Here is a 16,995-nt window from a genome sequence, read left to right as displayed (position 1 = left end):
TATTGCGTAATGCCAGATGCCAGAAAGGCTACCGTCCGTCTGCGCAGCCGTCATGACGGCCAAGAGGTCAACCAGGAGATGACGGCGCAGGTATTTGCCCGCGGACAAGCTCTCTATGTGATGTACGAGGAGCCGGAAGCGGATTTGCAGGGGCGGAAGACCAAAACAACAGTGAAAATCGGTGCAAACAGCCTGAAAATGATCCGGCACGGCGCCGTGGAATCGGAGCAGTCTTTTCAGGAGGGGCAGCGGCTTCCCGGCTTTTACCGTTCGCCTTATACGTCCTTTAACCTATCGACGGATACGCGCTCCCTTAAGATGGACCTGGACGGAATGACAGGGGAAATCAGCTGGGCGTACGATCTATATGTATACGAGGAATGCACAGGGCATTTCACCATCAGCTTTTTTATACAGGAGGATAATCAATCATGACACTCAATCCACTCGAACAGATTCACCAGCTGGTTTTGGAGGCGGTCAAGGACGCGGTAGTCGCCGCCGGGCTGGCCAGCCGTGAAGAGCTCCCCAGCATTACGCTTGAGGTGCCGAAAGATAAATCTCACGGGGACCTGGCCACCAACGCCGCGATGCAGCTGACCCGGATCGCCAAGAAAAACCCGCGCCAGATCGCCGAAGCGATCCTGGAGCATATCGACGCAAAGAAGGCGTCCATCGAGAAGGCAGAAATCGCCGGCCCGGGCTTCATTAACTTTACGCTGAACAAAAGCTATCTGTACCCCGTGATCGAGCAGGTCTACACACAGGGGAAAGACTATGGACGCGTACAGCTCGGTCAGGGACAGCGCGTGCAGGTCGAGTTCGTCAGCGCCAATCCGACCGGCAGCCTGCACTTGGGACATGCCCGAGGAGCCGCCGTTGGCGACGCCCTGTGCAACATTTTGGACTTTGCCGGGTATGAAGTAACCCGCGAATACTATATCAACGATGCGGGCAACCAGGTCGAAAACCTGTGCAAATCGATCGAAGCCCGGTATCTGCAGGCGCTCGGACAGGATGCGGAAATGCCTGAGGACGGATACCATGGCGAGGATATCAAGGGGTTTGCCAAGGATCTCGTCGCCGAGAAGGGAGATTCCCTGCTGTCCATGGATCCGGGCGAGCGGACGGCGTTCTTCCGTTCGTACGGCCTGGAGAAGGAGCTCGGCAAAATCAAACGCGATTTGGCACGCTTCCGGGTACATTTTGACGAATGGTTCAGTGAAACTTCCCTGTACGAGAAGGGACTCGTTGAAGCATCCCTGGACGAACTGAAAGCCAAAGGCCAGGTGTACGAGCAGGACGGCGCCACTTGGCTGCGGACGACCGAATATGGGGACGATAAGGACCGTGTATTGGTGAAAAATGACGGCACTTATACGTACCTGACACCCGATATCGCGTATCACCGGGACAAATACAACCGCGGCTATGACCGCATGATCAATATTTGGGGAGCCGACCACCACGGCTATATCCCGCGGATGAAAGCAGCCATGCAGGCCATCGGCAACGATCCCGACAAATTGACCGTGCTCATCGCGCAGATGGTCAGCCTGTTCCAGAACGGGGAGAAGGTCAAGATGTCCAAGCGTACGGGGAAAGCCGTAACGATGGAGGACCTGATGGAAGAGGTCGGCATCGACGCCATCCGCTACTTCTTTACGATGCGCAGCATGGACTCCCATCTCGATTTCGACATGGATTTGGCCATTTCGACGTCCAACGAAAATCCGGTGTTCTATGTGCAGTACGCGCACGCACGGATTTGCAGCATTTACCGTCAGGCGGAAGAGCAGGGCGTTGCGCTGCTCCCGCTGTCCGAAGTGGACCTCACGGTGCTGAACACGGAGCATGAGTATGACCTTCTCCGTAAAATCGGCGAGCTGCCAGAGGAAATCGCCACTGCTGCAGCGGGCTACGCGCCGCACCGGATGATCCGCTACGTGTATGACGTGGCTTCCCTTTTCCACAGCTACTATAAGGCGCAGCGCGTTATCACCGAAGATGCCGCTCAAACGCAGGCACGCTTCGCGCTGCTCGGCGCTGTGCGGACCGTTATCGCCAACGTGCTGAGAATCGTGGGCGTATCTGCTCCGGAGAAGATGTAATTCCTTCTTCCCCTTTTGAATACGCCGAACATATGAAAGGCCGTCTCCGGTATTTGCCGGAGGCGGCCTTTTTCAACAAATGCTACATATTGTAGTTATTTGGCATGTACGTGAGCAGAAGCTCCGTTTGTCCTGAGCGGTACAGCCGCTTTCGTCTAGCTTGGATTATTTTTGCGTTTGATGCCTTCACGCAGCAGCCGGTAGGCATTGATTTCACCGGTGTGCACGACGCGGGATTGCCCTTTTCTCGGGCGCAGCGGCGTGGCGGTTGCGACGAGGAGCTCTTTAATTTCGGCCGGCGACAGGTCGGGGTTTTGGGCAAGCAGCAGCGCGATTGATCCGCTGACATGCGAGGTCGCCATGGAGGTGCCGCTCATCTCGTGGTACTTGCCGCGCGTCCAGGAAGAAATGATTTTATCGCCCGGCGCATAAATATCGATGAGGTCGCCGCGGTTGCTGAAGCTGGCGATGCGGCGGTTCCGGTCGGTCGCTCCCACGGATATGGTCTGCCCGTACCTTGCAGGATAGTCGATGCTTCGCCGTTTCCCGTCATTGCCGGACGAGGCGACGATCGAGATCCCTGCCGTATAGGCTTTGCCGACGATGTCCAGCAGCGCCTTGCTCTTGGTCTTCATGCCGAAACTCATATTGATGATGTGCATGCGGTTGCGGACGCACCAGTCGATCCCCTGGATAATGTCCGAGACATAGGCGGATCCGTTGTTGTCGAAGGCTTTGACCGGAAAAATCATGGCCCGCGGGGCGACGCCGATCATGCCGTCGGGACCGTTCGCGGCAGCAATGGTTCCTGCAATGTGGGTGCCGTGCCCGTTGTCATCGAGCGGCAGCAGATGCCGGTGCAGCAGATTGATCCCTTTGGCCAGCGACTGGCGTAGATCGGGATGATAGTAGTCGGCCCCGGTATCGATCACTCCGATCCGGATGCGGTAGCCCGTCGAAGTGGACCAGGCTTTGGGAGCCTGAATTTGCTTGACTCCGTACGGAATGCCTGGGCTTTGGTTGACTTTGTTGTTCACCAAGGTATGGACCTGCATTTGGGTGTCTTCTTCAATAATAAGATCGTCATGATACTTGGACATCAACCTGCTGCTGACCGGAAACGGAGCGATCATGGCCTCGAGGAGATCGGACACCTGGATGCCGGGCATGTTCGGATACCGAAGGTGAAGCATCTGCAGCCGATCCTGACAGGCATAGAAATGCCGCGGTTCGCGAAACCTGATAATATTTTTTTCTCCGGACGATACGGGACTCTCCATATCTTCAAGCAGCATCTGGATAAAATCGGTGTAGTCCATGTTGGGCAGTCCCCCTCATAATGAACCCTGCTTTTGCATTGTATGAGCGGGGAGTGCGGCAGGAGTGGGAACATGCCCTTTTTTGACGAAATAGGCCCTGCCCCGATGTCAAAAGCCGGAGGCGGACATAATATAGACTGAAGAGGCCATGGGCGTCTCTTTCCAGGTCCCGTGAGGAGTTTCTCCTTCGTGGGCGGATACAGTCGGAAGGCGGAGGATACTCCGCCTTTTCATTCGCCTTTTTTGGGACAACCTTGCAGTCTTCCTTTATGCACTTAAAACTTGCATTTTATTTATAAATAGGTTTTACTTAGTTTTGATAATGGATATGTTGTTATAAGTAACGATATATAAGGTGAACTTTGCGTGAGAGGAAGTGTCCGTAAGTGAGTAACTCACTCCAGCTTAAAATGGATCCCGAGAGAATCCGGGAAATGCCAATGGTCGACCTGGCCTTTGCCATTTTGAAGGCGGCGAATACGCCGTTTTATTATCTCGACCTGATGAAAGAGGTAGCCAAGCTTCGCGGTTTGACGGATGAAGAAGTTAAAGAGACCGTTGCGCAGCTATATACAGAAATTAATATCGACGGCCGGTTTGCCTGCGTAGGAACGAACCTGTGGGGACTCAAGCGCTGGTATCCGATCGACCGCTCCGAAGATCCGATCAGCAGCTCCAAGCGTCCGCGCATCATTAACGATGACGACGATGATGAGGATGACGATTTCACGGACGAGGAAGATACGTTTGCTGAAGACAGCGACGATGATTTCGACCGGATCGACGAGGATCATGACGACATCTATTCTGATGACGATTCCGAGGAAGAAGTAGAAGAAGACGAAGACGTGATGCTCGACGACGAGGACCTGGAAGATGAAGACGCCGTTGAAGAGGATGAGGAAGAGGAAGAAGAAGACGACCTCGATGAGGACGAAAATTAATTCCATCCGCAGAATCGCCAATCCTCTCTTGACAGGGGACAAGGCACAGAGTAAACTATTGCATGGGCTTATGATTGAGATTTAAATATGCGTAAAATAATAAAAAGTGCCCCGTACTACGGGTGTCACTTTTTTGTTTTTTAATGCGATATGTCATGGAAGCGGAACTCTCCTTCCACCATATTCGCGGGGGTAGATGAACTGGGAATGGAATGGAAATGATTCGTCTTTTTTAGTTCAATCTATATAATGTCGATTACCCAATTGTGCCATTTGATTTCAAATGGCGCATTGTTGTTCACAGAGAGAGAAAGCAACAAACTTGTTTCGGCCCGATTCCGATGAAAAAACGTGAATTGGGTTACGCTAAACATCATATGTCGCCTGAATTTCTGGACTTTAATAGGAGGGTTTTTACAGTGACAAAGTATATTTTTGTGACGGGCGGGGTCGTGTCTTCCTTGGGTAAAGGGATTACCGCCGCTTCACTCGGAAGGCTGCTTAAAAATAGGGGTTTAAAGGTGACGATCCAGAAATTCGATCCGTATTTGAACGTAGACCCCGGTACCATGAGTCCTTACCAGCACGGTGAAGTATTCGTAACGGACGATGGCGCCGAGACCGACCTTGATCTGGGGCACTACGAAAGATTCATCGACATCAACCTGTCCAAGAACAGCAATGTCACGACGGGGAAGGTGTACTCCTCGGTGATCAGCAAAGAACGCCGCGGGGAATATTTGGGCGGAACGGTTCAGGTCATTCCACATATCACGAACGAAATTAAGGAGCGGGTGTTCCGTGCAGGCCGCGAAGCAGGCTCTGACGTCGTGATTACGGAAATCGGCGGAACCGTCGGCGACATTGAAAGTTTACCGTTTCTTGAGGCCATCCGTCAGATCAAGAGTGAAATTGGCCGCGAGAATGTGATGTACATCCACGTGACGCTGATTCCTTACATTAAAGCTGCAGGTGAAGTGAAAACCAAGCCGACCCAGCACAGTGTGAAGGAACTGCGCAGCATCGGCATTCAGCCGAATGTGATCGTATGCCGGACGGAGCATGAGCTGTCTGCGGATATGAAGGCGAAAATCGCACTGTTCTGCGATATCGACGAAAGTGCGGTCGTGGAGTGCCGCGACGCATCTACGCTTTACGAGGTACCGCTGAACCTTCGCGATGAAGGGCTCGACGAGATCGTGGTCAACTACTTGAAGCTGACGACTCCGAAGCCGGACATGACCGAGTGGGAAAGCCTTGTGGATCGCATTAACAAGCTGGAGAAAACGGTGGAAATCGCCATCGTCGGCAAATATGTCGCTCTGCATGACGCTTATTTGAGTGTGGTTGAGTCCCTTTCCCATGCAGGCTTTGACGCAAACGCCGATGTGAAAGTCCGCTGGGTGAACGCGGAAGAAGTGACGGATGAGAACGTGGGCGAGCTGCTGCACGGCATCGGCGGCATTCTGGTTCCAGGCGGCTTCGGTGACCGCGGGATTGAGGGTAAAGTATCGGCGATCCGTTACGCCCGTGAGAAGCAAATTCCGTTCTTCGGCATTTGCCTCGGCATGCAGGTGTCTGTGATCGAATACGCCCGTTCCGTGCTGGGACTCGAAGGAGCGAACAGCTCGGAGATCAACCCGTCCACCGAGTATCCGGTGATCGACCTGCTTCCGGAGCAGAAGGATATTGAAGATCTGGGCGGAACGATGCGCCTTGGATTGTATCCTTGCAAGCTGGCCGAGGGCTCCCTGGCGATGCAGTGCTACAATGACGAGCTCGTCTACGAGAGACACCGCCATCGTTATGAGTTCAACAATGAGTACCGCGAGCAGGTTGAAAAAGCGGGCTTGCGCATTTCCGGAACGTCCCCGGACGGGCGTCTGGTGGAAATTGTGGAACTTCCGGGCCATCCTTGGTTCCTGGCTGTGCAGTTCCATCCGGAATTCACGTCACGTCCGAATCGTCCGCAGCCGTTGTTCCGTGAATTCGTGAAGGCTGCGCTGCAAGTAGAACGTTAATATACAGCTATGGGTCTCCCTCAGGAGGCCCATTTTTCATTTATATGAAGTTGCAGGAATTTGTATCTAGAAGGCGAATACCTTTAAATGGAGATTGCAGGAGTATGGAATTAACAGATCAGTTAGGAATTAGGGGTTTGATTCGGACGCAGCTGATTGTTGGGAGGTAAGTTGAGTGGATAACAAAAAGGTATTGATCGTCGATGACCAGAACGGTATTCGCATTTTGCTCATGGAAGTGTTCAACAGTGAAGGTTATACGACGTTTCAGGCGGCCAACGGCAAGATTGCACTGGAAATTGTGGAGAAGGAATCGCCGGATCTGGTTTTGCTCGATATGAAGATTCCCGGAATGGACGGGCTTGAAATCCTGAAGCACATCAAGGAAATGAATCCATCCATCAAAGTGATCATGATGACGGCCTACGGAGAGCTTGATATGATCAAGGAAGCGACCGAGCTTGGAGCACTCATGCACTTTACGAAGCCGTTCGATATCGATGAGATGCGGGTGGCGGTAAACATGCAGCTCAAAGACAGCCCGGTTCAATTTGGCTAAAGCGATGGAATTCTGCTGACCCGGCAGAATTCTTTTTTTTGCCCTGCCCTTCCTATATCTGCTTAATTTCAAATGCTTGTTTAGCATTTACAATATGATGTGGTATAATAGCGCTGAATGCAATGTGAATTTCGGCTTAAAACCCTTAGATCAGACAAACACTTTTTAGGAGGATTGGAACCATGCCATTAGTATCCATGACAGACATGTTAAACAAAGCACTTCAAGGGAAGTATGCGGTTGGTCAATTCAACATCAACAACCTTGAGTGGACGCAAGCGATTCTTGCTGCCGCCGAAGAAGAGAAATCCCCGGTAATCCTGGGCGTATCCGAAGGCGCGGCTCGTCATATGGGCGGATTCTATACCGTTGTAAAAATGGTGGAAGGCCTGCTTCATGATATGAAGATTACGGTTCCCGTAGCCATTCACCTGGACCACGGTTCAAGCTTCGACAAATGTAAGGAAGCGATCGACGCTGGATTTACGTCCGTTATGATCGATGACTCTCACAGTCCGATCGACACCAACATCGAAACGACGCGCAAAGTTGTTGAATACGCGCATTCCAAAGGGGTTTCCGTTGAAGCTGAAGTTGGAATGGTCGGTGGTCAGGAAGATGACGTAGTCGGATCTGTTATGTATGCCAAACTGGATGACTGCGTACGCATCGTCAAAGAAACCGGAATCGACACACTGGCTCCGGCGCTTGGCTCTGTTCATGGACCTTACAAAGGCGAACCAAACCTCGGGTTTAAAGAAATGGAAGAGATTCGCGACGCCGTGAACCTTCCGCTCGTTCTTCATGGCGGGACAGGCATCCCGACGCATGATATCAAGAAAGCCATCTCTTTGGGCACATCCAAAATCAACGTCAACACAGAGAACCAAATCTCGTTCACCAAAGCGGTGCGTGAAGTTCTTGCTGCTAAACCGGACGTATACGATCCGCGTAAATACATCGTTCCAGGCCGCGATGCCATCAAGGCAACCGTTGTCGGCAAAATCCGCGAGTTTGGATCCAACAACCAGGCTTAATGTTACACAAGGTTTGAAGTAGGGCCCAGCCCTACGGTGTGGTTCATGATATAGAGGGCTGCCCCGCTCCGGGGGGCCCAATTGAATAGCAAGGAATGGAAAGCACACCGCTTAGCCGGTGTTTTTCCATTTCATACACCAAAATGGACACAGAACTATTTTGCGGCTGCGAAGTATGTGGGGGGAACCTTAGCTTATGGAAAAATTGATGATCAGCGGTGGACGCCCACTGCAAGGCACCGTTTCAATCAGTGGGGCGAAGAACAGCGCCATCGCGTTGATTCCCGCGGCTATTTTGGCGGAGTCTGAAGTAATACTGGACAACCTGCCGCTGCTTAGTGATGTGGCGGTTTATGCAGAAATACTGGAAGAGCTTGGGGCAAAGGTGTCTTGGGATGGCAGCCAGATGAACATCGATCCTTCGCGGATCGTATCCATTCCGATGCCCAACGGGCCGGTGAAGAAGCTGAGAGCCTCCTATTATATGATGGGTGCGCTGCTTGGCCGGTTTAAGGAGGCTGTCGTCGGTCTGCCGGGAGGATGCAATTTCGAGCCCCGTCCGATCGATCAGCATATTAAAGGTTTTGAAGCGCTGGGCGCGACCGTGACGAACGAGCATGGCGCGATTCATCTCCATGCGAAGGAGCTGCGCGGGGCAAAAATTTATCTCGACGTATCCAGCGTAGGCGCGACGATTAACATTATGCTGGCGGCTGCCAGAGCCAAAGGCTCCACAATTATTGAAAATGCGGCGAAAGAGCCTGAAATTATAGATGTGGCCACGCTTCTGAACTCCATGGGAGCCATTATTAAAGGCGCCGGCACGGAAACGATTCGTATCGAAGGCGTATCCGAGCTGCACGGCTGCCGCCATTCCATCATCCCGGACCGGATCCAGGCGGGAACGTATATGATTGCCGCCGCGGCAACGCGCGGTGACGTATTGATCGACAATATTATTCCTAAGCATTTGGAAGCTGTCACAGCCAAGCTGCTGGAGATGGGGGTCCAAATCGAGGAGCTCGACGAGAGCATTCGTGTGATGGGGAGTCCATCATATGGCCATGTCGATGTGAAAGCACTGATATACCCAGGATTTGCTACAGATTTACAATCGCCAATGACCAGTCTGCTAACCCAGGCCGAAGGCGTAAGCGTGCTTAGCGATTTTGTCTACAGCAACCGGTTTAAGCATGTGCCGGAGCTGGTTCGCATGGGTGCTAAAATTCGCGTCGAGGGCCGTTCGGCCGTCATCGAGAAGAGCCGCCTAAATGCGGCCAAAGTCAAGGCTTCCGACCTCAGAGCGGGGGCTGCGCTGGTGATCGCCGGCCTTACAGTCGAGGAAGGCGTGACGGAAGTGACCGGCGTGGAGTACATCGACAGGGGTTACGATCACCTCGTCAGCAATCTGCGGATGCTTGGCGCCGATGTTTGGCGCGAACAATAATCAGGGTGCTGTAATATTAGGAGAATGCGGGAAATAGATTGAATGAAGCTGATTTTTCATCATGACCTGCATATCTCCTTCTAATTTGGGTAATCCTATCCTAATGAGGATTTTCATAGACTCATAGATTAGCGTCTTCATCCATTTGATGCTAAGCTCTTGTCAGGACTTATAAAATTGAATAGGTGGTTATTACATGGATTTACAAATTGCCGATTTGGAAGAAATGAAGCTGACCGAATTGTACAAACTGGCGAAGAAGTACCAGATCCCTTATTACGGTCAGTTGAAGAAGAAAGAACTGATTTTTGCTATTCTGAGAGCGCAGGCCGAACAGAGCGGACTTATGTTTATGGAAGGTGTGCTCGAGATTCTTCCGGAAGGTTACGGCTTCCTAAGGCCGATCAATTACCTCCCAAGCACCGAGGACATTTATATCTCCGCCTCCCAGATTCGTAAATTCGACCTTCGTACGGGAGACTTGGTATCAGGGAAGTGCCGCGCACCGAAGGAGAACGAGCGGTATTTCGGTTTGCTGCAAGTCAATGCGGTCAACGGGGAGAGCCCGGAGATGGCATCCGAACGGTTACACTTTCCGGCACTGACTCCTCTCTATCCGCAAAAGAAACTTGTGCTTGAAACATCCCCTAACCATTTGTCTACTCGAATTATGGATTTGCTCGCCCCGGTTGGTCTGGGACAGCGCGGTTTGATCGTTGCACCTCCAAAAGCAGGTAAAACGCTCCTCTTAAAAGAAATTGCCAACAGCATTTCCACCAACAATCCCGAGATTGAACTTTTTGTACTGCTGATTGACGAACGTCCTGAGGAAGTGACGGATATGCAACGTTCCGTAAAAGGAGAGGTGGTTGCGTCAACGTTTGATGAGCTGCCGGAGAACCACATCAAGGTTGCGGAACTGGTGCTTGAACGCGCGTTGCGTCTGGTTGAGCATAAGAAGGACGTTGTCATTTTGATGGACAGCATCACCCGTCTGGCCCGTGCTTACAACCTGGTCATCCCGCCATCCGGACGTACGCTGAGCGGCGGTATCGATCCGGCGGCATTCCATCGTCCGAAGCGGTTCTTTGGTTCTGCCCGGAACGTGGAGGAAGGCGGCAGTCTGACCATTTTGGCCACGGCGCTGATTGATACCGGTTCACGGATGGACGATATCATTTATGAAGAGTTTAAGGGCACCGGCAACATGGAGCTGCACCTGGACCGAAAGCTGGCCGAGCGCCGCATTTTCCCGGCCATCGATATCCGCCGTTCGGGAACGCGTCGTGAAGAAGTGCTGTTAACGAAGGATGAGCTCGATACCATTTGGGCGATCCGTAAAAATATGAACGAATCCGCCGACTTCGTGGAGGGATTCTTGAAGAAATTGCGTGACTGCAAAACCAATGCCGAATTTTTGGCTTCCTTTGACGTGCATGGAGCAGGAAACGGCCATAGCCGCAGTTCCTCCTCGTCCTCGAACAGCCACAGCAGCAACCGGCGCACCTCACGCCCGTCGACGGCTTCCGTGCCGCTGACTTAAATTTAGCATAAAGAGGAGAACATCATGTATCTGGTATATGCCGATGAAAAAGGCAACGTATTTGATCATCCGACACTGTACGGTCTCGGCCGCAGCGCGGATATGATCGTGGAAATTATGGAAGATGAGCTGATTCCCCTGCCGGAAGGCGCGACACTGGTTGGCCTCCCCAACACCCGTGCCATCGGTATGGATCCGGAAACGGGTGAGATGACGGCGCTCCCGGGAGACGCTCAGGCTGTGGGGGCACTGCTCCCGCAGGGTTACACCCGGTTATGTCTGCCCGGCTATGTGAAGACGGACAAGGAATACAAGCTGCCGCTCTTTGGTTACTCGGCTGTCGTATGGAAGGACGGACAATTTTACACGACGGGCAGACTGTCGGACGACCCGGAGAAGTGGAACCCGCTGAACTGCGATGTAGAGGAATTGGAGCTTGGCGTGAAGCACCTGACGGAGAAGTATCCGGAGAACCGGCTGTACCAGCATTTGTCCAATTGTGCGCTCGGTTATGAATGTCTGACCGCATCCAATACCTTTTTGAATCGTTGGGAAGGGGCTGTTCCGGTATCTTACTCTTGTAATGCCGGCTGCTTCGGGTGTATTTCAGAACAACCGGATGACAGCGGATTTGTGGCGCCCCAGACCCGGATGAATTTCAAACCGAGGGTGGACGAGCTCGTTCAAATTATGCTGGAGCATTTAAAAACGCCGGAGTCGATCATCAGCTTCGGACAAGGCTGCGAAGGCGAACCTTCTACACAGGCCAAAATCATCATTGAAGCGATGCGCGAGGTGCGTTCGATCACGGATATGGGATATATTAATATCAACACGAATGCCGGCCTGACGGATTTCATCCGCGGCATCGTCGATGCGGGTCTCGACCTGATGCGGGTGAGCACGATCAGCGCGCTGGACGACCATTACAACGCCTACTATAAGCCGCGTGGTTATACGCTTGCCAATGTGGAGAAATCGCTGAAGTATGCGTCGGACCAAGGCGTTTACACGTCCATCAACTATTTGATTTTTCCTGGCGTCACAGACCGCGAAGAGGAAATCGAGGCGATGGTGGAGTTTGCGCGCCGGACCAATCTGAAGCTGATTCAGCTGCGCAACCTGAACATTGATCCGGAGAGCTATTTGGAATTGATCCCACCGGCCAAAGGCGAAATTTTGGGTATGAAGCAGGCGATTGAAATTTTCCAAGCGGAGCTTCCGGATGTGGTCATCGGTTCCTATACCCATGTTCCGCCTCCAAGCTTGATCCGCCCGAAAAAACCGATTCTGTCTTAATCCGGCAGCGCCTGGAACGGGAAGAAACCATTGATTTATAGGCGCGTCCCTGCTATAATGAATTTATGTGTCAACATAACTCTGGGTCCGCCTGAGGCTCAGGGCAAAAAGAGGTGAAAGTCATGAAAACAGAAATTCAACCAAAATACCACGTTACTACGGTAACTTGCGCATGCGGCAACACGTTCGAAACGGGTTCGGTGAAAGAAGAGCTTCGCGTCGAAATCTGCTCCAACTGCCATCCGTTCTTCACTGGTAAACAGAAATTCCTGGATGCTGGCGGCCGTGTTGATAGATTTAAGAAGAAATACGGAATGTAATTGCTGCCTGGCAGCATAGATCCGTTATATTTTTAACAAATGACAATCCCCGGTTCATCGAACCGGGGATTTTTTCTTTAATAAGATCAATATAATTACAATAAACTCCGATCCCGTATTCCGTAGGAAACCTTCCTTTTACGCACCATGCATGGATTCCGCGTCTTAATTGTTCAAGTCGACCGATTGGCCGATTTTTGCCCATACGTTGGTTTTATTAAAGCCGAGGCGCCATAAGGCGATACCTTTCAGATTGTACCGTTTGGCAAGGCCAATTTTGGTGTTCACGGTGTTTTCGTTTTCGCTGGCAAGGTTAACGCCGAGAGCCAGTTTGCTGGCAGGCACCTGTTTGAGCGCAAGCTGGATGGCCGCATCCACTTTGTCGTTAGGCTGTGGGTTTTTCTCATCGGTATAGGCATAAGCCATGACGATAAGCTCATCGGCCAGAGTGCCAAGCTTTTTATAATCGTATCCATGAAAAGAACCGTTCAGAGGCGGCAGGGCGATCGACAGCTTCAGGCCCTGGGCGTGAGTAGCGGTCGCTGCTTTTTGGATGAAAGCATTATAGGATGCCTGTACAGCCGCTGCGTCCCCCGTAAGCCCGAGTCCTTCCAAGTCCAGCAGGATGCCTTGGAATCCGTTAGTTTTGGCCGTATCTACCATCTGCTGAATCAGGCTTGCCTGAAGCTCAGGATCCTGGGTCGCCTTCGTCAGTTCCAGTTTGGTATCGCCGGAAAATACCATCAAATAAGGGGTAGTGCCGGCTGCAGCAGCGGAGCTGACGAGGCTCTCCGGCGTCACATCGCCGGCCGCTTGCGGCCATTTAAAATCCTGGCCTGTCGTTGTGAACCGGCCCTGATCGTCGATGCGGCTCCAGCCAAAGGCGGCTGCGTCGAAGCTTGAAATCAGGCTCGACTCAGAAAATGACGAGATGGCGTAAAAGGCCAGCGTATACATTTTTTCTTGGGGGGACACGATAGTAACGGTATGCGTAGCCTGATCCCAGTTGACGCCGGCGCCGAACTGCTGGCTGAAGAAGCTGAGCGGAATTAGGACACTTCCTCCGGACATTTGGGGAGCTACGGTCAGCGCCGTTTTGGTCCCGTCTACGGTCGCGCTGCGGCTGCCGACGGTCAGAACGACCTTTTTCGTGGAATCCTTGTCTGTCTTTACTGCTGTGATCTGCTTGGCCGAGGCATTCCACTGCACGCTGATGCCCAACGCTTCGGAGATGGCCCGGAAGGGCACAAGTGTAGTTCCTTGAACGACTTTAGGTGCAGCCGGGAAAGGCAGCGGATATCCGTCCAGCACGATGCTGACGGGTGCAGCGGCGCTTGCCGGCTTCTGGCCGATACCGCTCCAGGCAGTGGCTGCAATGAGCAGGCACAATGCGGTTTTGGTTGCTTTATTCATGCGCGATGTTCCTTTCCGTTTTAAGTCGTATGTGTAGGATTGGTTGTGGTATAGAACCACTATATCAATAAACGTTTGCTAGATGAATATGGAACGAGAATAATAGATTTATTTTTGAGCGTTTATCCACTTTCTGCCGGGTGGTTGCTTTTTGTACAGGCATGCGATATACTTATTTTCACCGTGCTAGATGGGGAGGTAGCGGTGCCCTGTAACTCGCAATCCGCTGTAGCGAGGTTGAATTCCTGTTAGAGGTATTGTCGATGTGAGGTTTGGTCCCTGCGTGCAATGTTGACGGTTGGGTCCTCCGCAATGAGTACTTGTGAACCTGGTCAGGTCCGGAAGGAAGCAGCCATAAGCAAGCCCACTCTTGTGCCGGAGGATAGCCTAGCCCGAGTTGTTACGCAGGGGTGCCACTCGGATCGCAATCATCAATAACAGGTGCACGGCTTAAACTTGACAATTATTTCAGCATCTTTGCCATCAGGTGGTAAAGATGCTTTTTATTTATTCCGGATGTTCTCATGGTAGCCTTTCGGTCACGGACGCAGACGGGGACAGGTAAAAGCCTGCTTCAACATGCGTGTTGGACGTTTTGCATGGCGCCGGATTATAGTATAATGATGAGGCAACGAACCCACGCTTAGTGGAAGTTGAAAGAGGGTAAGCGAAGTGGAACATATAGCGTTGTACCGTGCCTGGCGGCCTCAGTCGTTCCAGGACATGGTGGGACAACAGCATATCATTCAAACGCTGCAGAACGCGATCCGCGAACAGCGGGTTTCCCATGCCTACCTGTTCAGCGGCCCGCGCGGAACCGGTAAAACCAGCGCGGCCAAAATTTTGGCCAAAGCGGTGAACTGCGAGCGTGGACCAGCAGCGGAGCCGTGCAATGAATGCGAATCCTGCCGCAGAATTACTTCGGGTGCGGTGATGGACGTTCAGGAAATTGACGCTGCTTCTAACCGCGGCGTGGAAGAAATCCGCGATCTTCGCGAGAAAGTGAAGTACGCACCGACCGAAGTAAGCAGAAGGTTTATATTATTGACGAAGTGCATATGCTGACGACAGAGGCGTTTAATGCCCTTCTGAAGACGCTGGAGGAACCCCCTCCGCACGTCATGTTTATTTTGGCGACGACCGAACCGCACAAGCTGCCGGCGACGATTATATCGCGCTGTCAGCGCTTTGATTTCCGCCGGGTATCCCTGGAGGAACAGACGGATCGGTTAAGACGAATTTCACAGGAAGAAGGCATTGAAGCGGAGAATGAAGCGCTTCAATATATAGCAAGGCTATCCGACGGCGGGATGCGGGATGCGCTGAGCATCTTGGATCAGATTGCGTCGTTTACCGGCGGTCATGTATCTTATGAACAAGTGCTGAGTATGACCGGTGGGATTGCCTCGGAGCAATTCGGCAAACTTGCACAGGCCATTCTGGAAGGTGACGTGGGCCAGGTGCTCATGCTGGTGGAAGGTTTTATGCAGGAAGGCAAGAGCGCCGATAAATGCATGGAGAACCTGCTGTATTATTTCCGCGATTTATTGATGATCCAGATGATTCCGCAGGCAGACAAGCTCACGGACCGTGTCCTTCATCCGGAAGAATACAAGGAGATGGCTTCTGCCTTTTCCCGCAAGCAGCTGTTCCAAATGATCGATACGCTCAATCATTATCAGAGTGAAATGAAATATGCTTCCCAGCCTCAGACCTTGTTCGAGGTTGCACTGCTCAAGCTGTGCGGCATTCCCCGTGAAGCGGGAGACAGCGATCGCCCTCAGGAGGCGGCGGCTGATTCGGCTGTGATCAATCAGCTCAAGCAGCAGGTCGCCTCTCTGGAGAAGAAGCTCGAGCGCTTCATCAAGTCCGGTGCGGCTCCGGCCGCTGGTAATAGCGGACCATCCAGGCCTTCAGCTCCGCCGGCTCCGCGCATGTCGTCGGCCGCGAAGATTCCGGCGAATATGGATCAGTTCGTAGCAAGTAAGGGAAGTCCAGAATTCATGGAGATTCAGCGCCAGTGGGCTCATATTCTGCAAGGAGTCAAGGAGGAGAAGGTGACGGTCCATGCCTGGTTTATGGACGGCGAGCCGGTTTCTGCGACTGAGGACGCCTTGCTGATTGCCTTTAAAAATAATATCCACCGGGAAACGACCGAGAAGCCGGCCAATAAGCAGGTGATCGAGGGCGTGCTGCACTCCGTGCTCGGCAAACCGTATCATTTGGTTACCATGATGCAGCGGGATTGGAGCGCCTCGATGGAAGGGGCTGCGCAGCCCAAGGAAGAGCTGAAGCTCGAGCATGAGCATGAATCGAAAGATCCGAATTCAAAGCCATGGATTGATGAGGCACTCCAGATGTTTGGAGAGGACCTCGTTGTCATAAAAGATTAACCGCACCTTGAAGTGCACTCAATTAATTAAAGGAGAGATGACCCATGAATAATATGAATCAAATGATGAAGCAAGTGAAAAAAATGCAGGAGCAAATGCTCAAGGCACAGGAAGAGCTTGCTGACAAAAAGGTTGAAGGTACATCCGGCGGCGGTGTGGTTACCGTGGAAATGAACGGCCACAAAAAACTGCTCTCCATTACGATTAAGCCGGAAGCTGTTGATCCGGACGACGTGGAAATGCTGCAGGATCTGGTGATGACTGCCGTGAACGATGCGCTGAGTAAAGCGGACGAAATTGCAAATGCCGACATGGGCAAATTTACAGGCGGAATGAAAATTCCCGGCTTGTTCTAAAATTTAAGCTGAAGGAGATCCTGCGCTTTGTATTATCCCGAACCGATCTCGAAGCTGATCGATGCGTTTACGCGACTGCCGGGCATCGGGCCGAAAACCGCGGCCCGGCTTGCTTTTCATGTGCTGAACATGAAAGAGGACGACGTCATTGACTTTGCCAAGGCCCTGGTCAGCGTCAAGCGGAATCTCACCTACTGTTCCGTATGCTGCAATATTACAGACACCGATCCGTG

At 52.2% G+C, this 16,995-nt stretch carries 14 protein-coding genes, 1 other RNA gene and 1 pseudogene (1 of these 16 cut by a window edge); 14 read left to right on the top strand and 2 right to left on the bottom strand.

Annotation, left to right across the window (positions count from 1 at the left end):
- The first annotated feature begins 9 nt into the window (after positions 1-9).
- On the top strand, positions 10-435 hold the full coding sequence (locus tag GCU45_RS16380; protein WP_076176954.1) for a YwiB family protein: 426 nt from the start codon (positions 10-12) through the stop codon (positions 433-435).
- On the top strand, positions 432-2,111 hold the full coding sequence (argS, locus tag GCU45_RS16375) for an arginine--tRNA ligase (RefSeq protein ID WP_152399669.1): 1,680 nt from the start codon (positions 432-434) through the stop codon (positions 2,109-2,111). Before GCU45_RS16380 ends, argS begins: the two co-directional genes overlap by 4 nt.
- A gap of 155 nt (positions 2,112-2,266) precedes the next feature.
- Here argS and GCU45_RS16370 read toward each other — a convergent pair whose 3' ends face one another.
- Positions 2,267-3,430 (bottom strand): S8 family peptidase, encoded by a 1,164-nt coding sequence (locus GCU45_RS16370; RefSeq protein ID WP_152399668.1) that lies wholly within the window; start codon positions 3,428-3,430, stop codon positions 2,267-2,269.
- Positions 3,431-3,816: 386 nt separating this feature from the next.
- Between GCU45_RS16370 and rpoE the strand changes: the two genes are divergently transcribed.
- From rpoE to rpmE, 8 genes are all read left to right on the top strand, one after another.
- Entirely contained in the window at positions 3,817-4,374 is a 558-nt protein-coding gene (gene rpoE, locus GCU45_RS16365) for a DNA-directed RNA polymerase subunit delta (RefSeq protein ID WP_152399667.1), read from the top strand.
- Between the two features lie 419 nt (positions 4,375-4,793).
- On the top strand, positions 4,794-6,395 hold the full coding sequence (locus GCU45_RS16360) for a CTP synthase (protein WP_105444911.1): 1,602 nt from the start codon (positions 4,794-4,796) through the stop codon (positions 6,393-6,395).
- A 175-nt stretch (positions 6,396-6,570) separates the two neighbouring features.
- Entirely contained in the window at positions 6,571-6,954 is a 384-nt protein-coding gene (locus tag GCU45_RS16355; RefSeq protein ID WP_076176959.1) for a response regulator, read from the top strand.
- Between the two features lie 182 nt (positions 6,955-7,136).
- Entirely contained in the window at positions 7,137-7,991 is an 855-nt protein-coding gene (fba, locus tag GCU45_RS16350; protein ID WP_076176960.1) for a class II fructose-1,6-bisphosphate aldolase, read from the top strand.
- Between the two features lie 196 nt (positions 7,992-8,187).
- On the top strand, positions 8,188-9,438 hold the full coding sequence (locus GCU45_RS16345) for a UDP-N-acetylglucosamine 1-carboxyvinyltransferase (RefSeq protein WP_076176961.1): 1,251 nt from the start codon (positions 8,188-8,190) through the stop codon (positions 9,436-9,438).
- A 196-nt stretch (positions 9,439-9,634) separates the two neighbouring features.
- On the top strand, positions 9,635-10,981 hold the full coding sequence (gene rho, locus GCU45_RS16340; protein ID WP_152399666.1) for a transcription termination factor Rho: 1,347 nt from the start codon (positions 9,635-9,637) through the stop codon (positions 10,979-10,981).
- A 24-nt stretch (positions 10,982-11,005) separates the two neighbouring features.
- Complete coding sequence (locus GCU45_RS16335) at positions 11,006-12,280, top strand: radical SAM family protein (RefSeq protein ID WP_152399665.1); 1,275 nt, start codon at positions 11,006-11,008, stop codon at positions 12,278-12,280.
- A 122-nt stretch (positions 12,281-12,402) separates the two neighbouring features.
- Complete coding sequence (rpmE, locus tag GCU45_RS16330) at positions 12,403-12,600, top strand: 50S ribosomal protein L31 (protein ID WP_076176964.1); 198 nt, start codon at positions 12,403-12,405, stop codon at positions 12,598-12,600.
- 165 nt (positions 12,601-12,765) lie between these two features.
- Here the strand turns inward: rpmE and GCU45_RS16325 are convergent, their stop codons facing one another.
- Positions 12,766-14,013: a stalk domain-containing protein gene (locus tag GCU45_RS16325; RefSeq protein WP_152399664.1), complete on the bottom strand. Its 1,248-nt coding sequence runs from the start codon at positions 14,011-14,013 to the stop codon at positions 12,766-12,768.
- Between the two features lie 181 nt (positions 14,014-14,194).
- On the opposite strand from GCU45_RS16325, the gene ffs reads away from it, so the two are divergent.
- The 4 genes and pseudogenes from ffs to recR all read left to right on the top strand — a co-directional run.
- An RNA gene (gene ffs, locus GCU45_RS16320) (signal recognition particle sRNA large type) lies at positions 14,195-14,462 on the top strand.
- 313 nt (positions 14,463-14,775) lie between these two features.
- Positions 14,776-16,406, top strand: a pseudogene (gene dnaX / locus GCU45_RS16315) (DNA polymerase III subunit gamma/tau); the annotation flags it as partial.
- 44 nt (positions 16,407-16,450) lie between these two features.
- Positions 16,451-16,762, top strand: coding sequence for a YbaB/EbfC family nucleoid-associated protein (locus GCU45_RS16310; RefSeq protein ID WP_076176967.1), 312 nt, complete (start codon positions 16,451-16,453; stop codon positions 16,760-16,762).
- A 27-nt stretch (positions 16,763-16,789) separates the two neighbouring features.
- Positions 16,790-16,995, top strand: partial view of a recombination mediator RecR gene (gene recR / locus GCU45_RS16305; RefSeq protein ID WP_076176968.1) — the beginning only. Its footprint extends 394 nt past the window's final position; the window shows 206 of its 600 coding nt (coding positions 1-206); it begins with the start codon at positions 16,790-16,792; the stop codon falls past the right edge of the window.

The organism is Paenibacillus cellulositrophicus (genome assembly GCF_009363095.1).
GTDB classification, from domain to species: domain Bacteria; phylum Bacillota; class Bacilli; order Paenibacillales; family Paenibacillaceae; genus Paenibacillus_AQ; species Paenibacillus_AQ favisporus.
The sequence above is the reverse complement of the archived record's forward strand: the minus strand, read 5'-3'. Positions and strand labels throughout refer to the sequence as shown.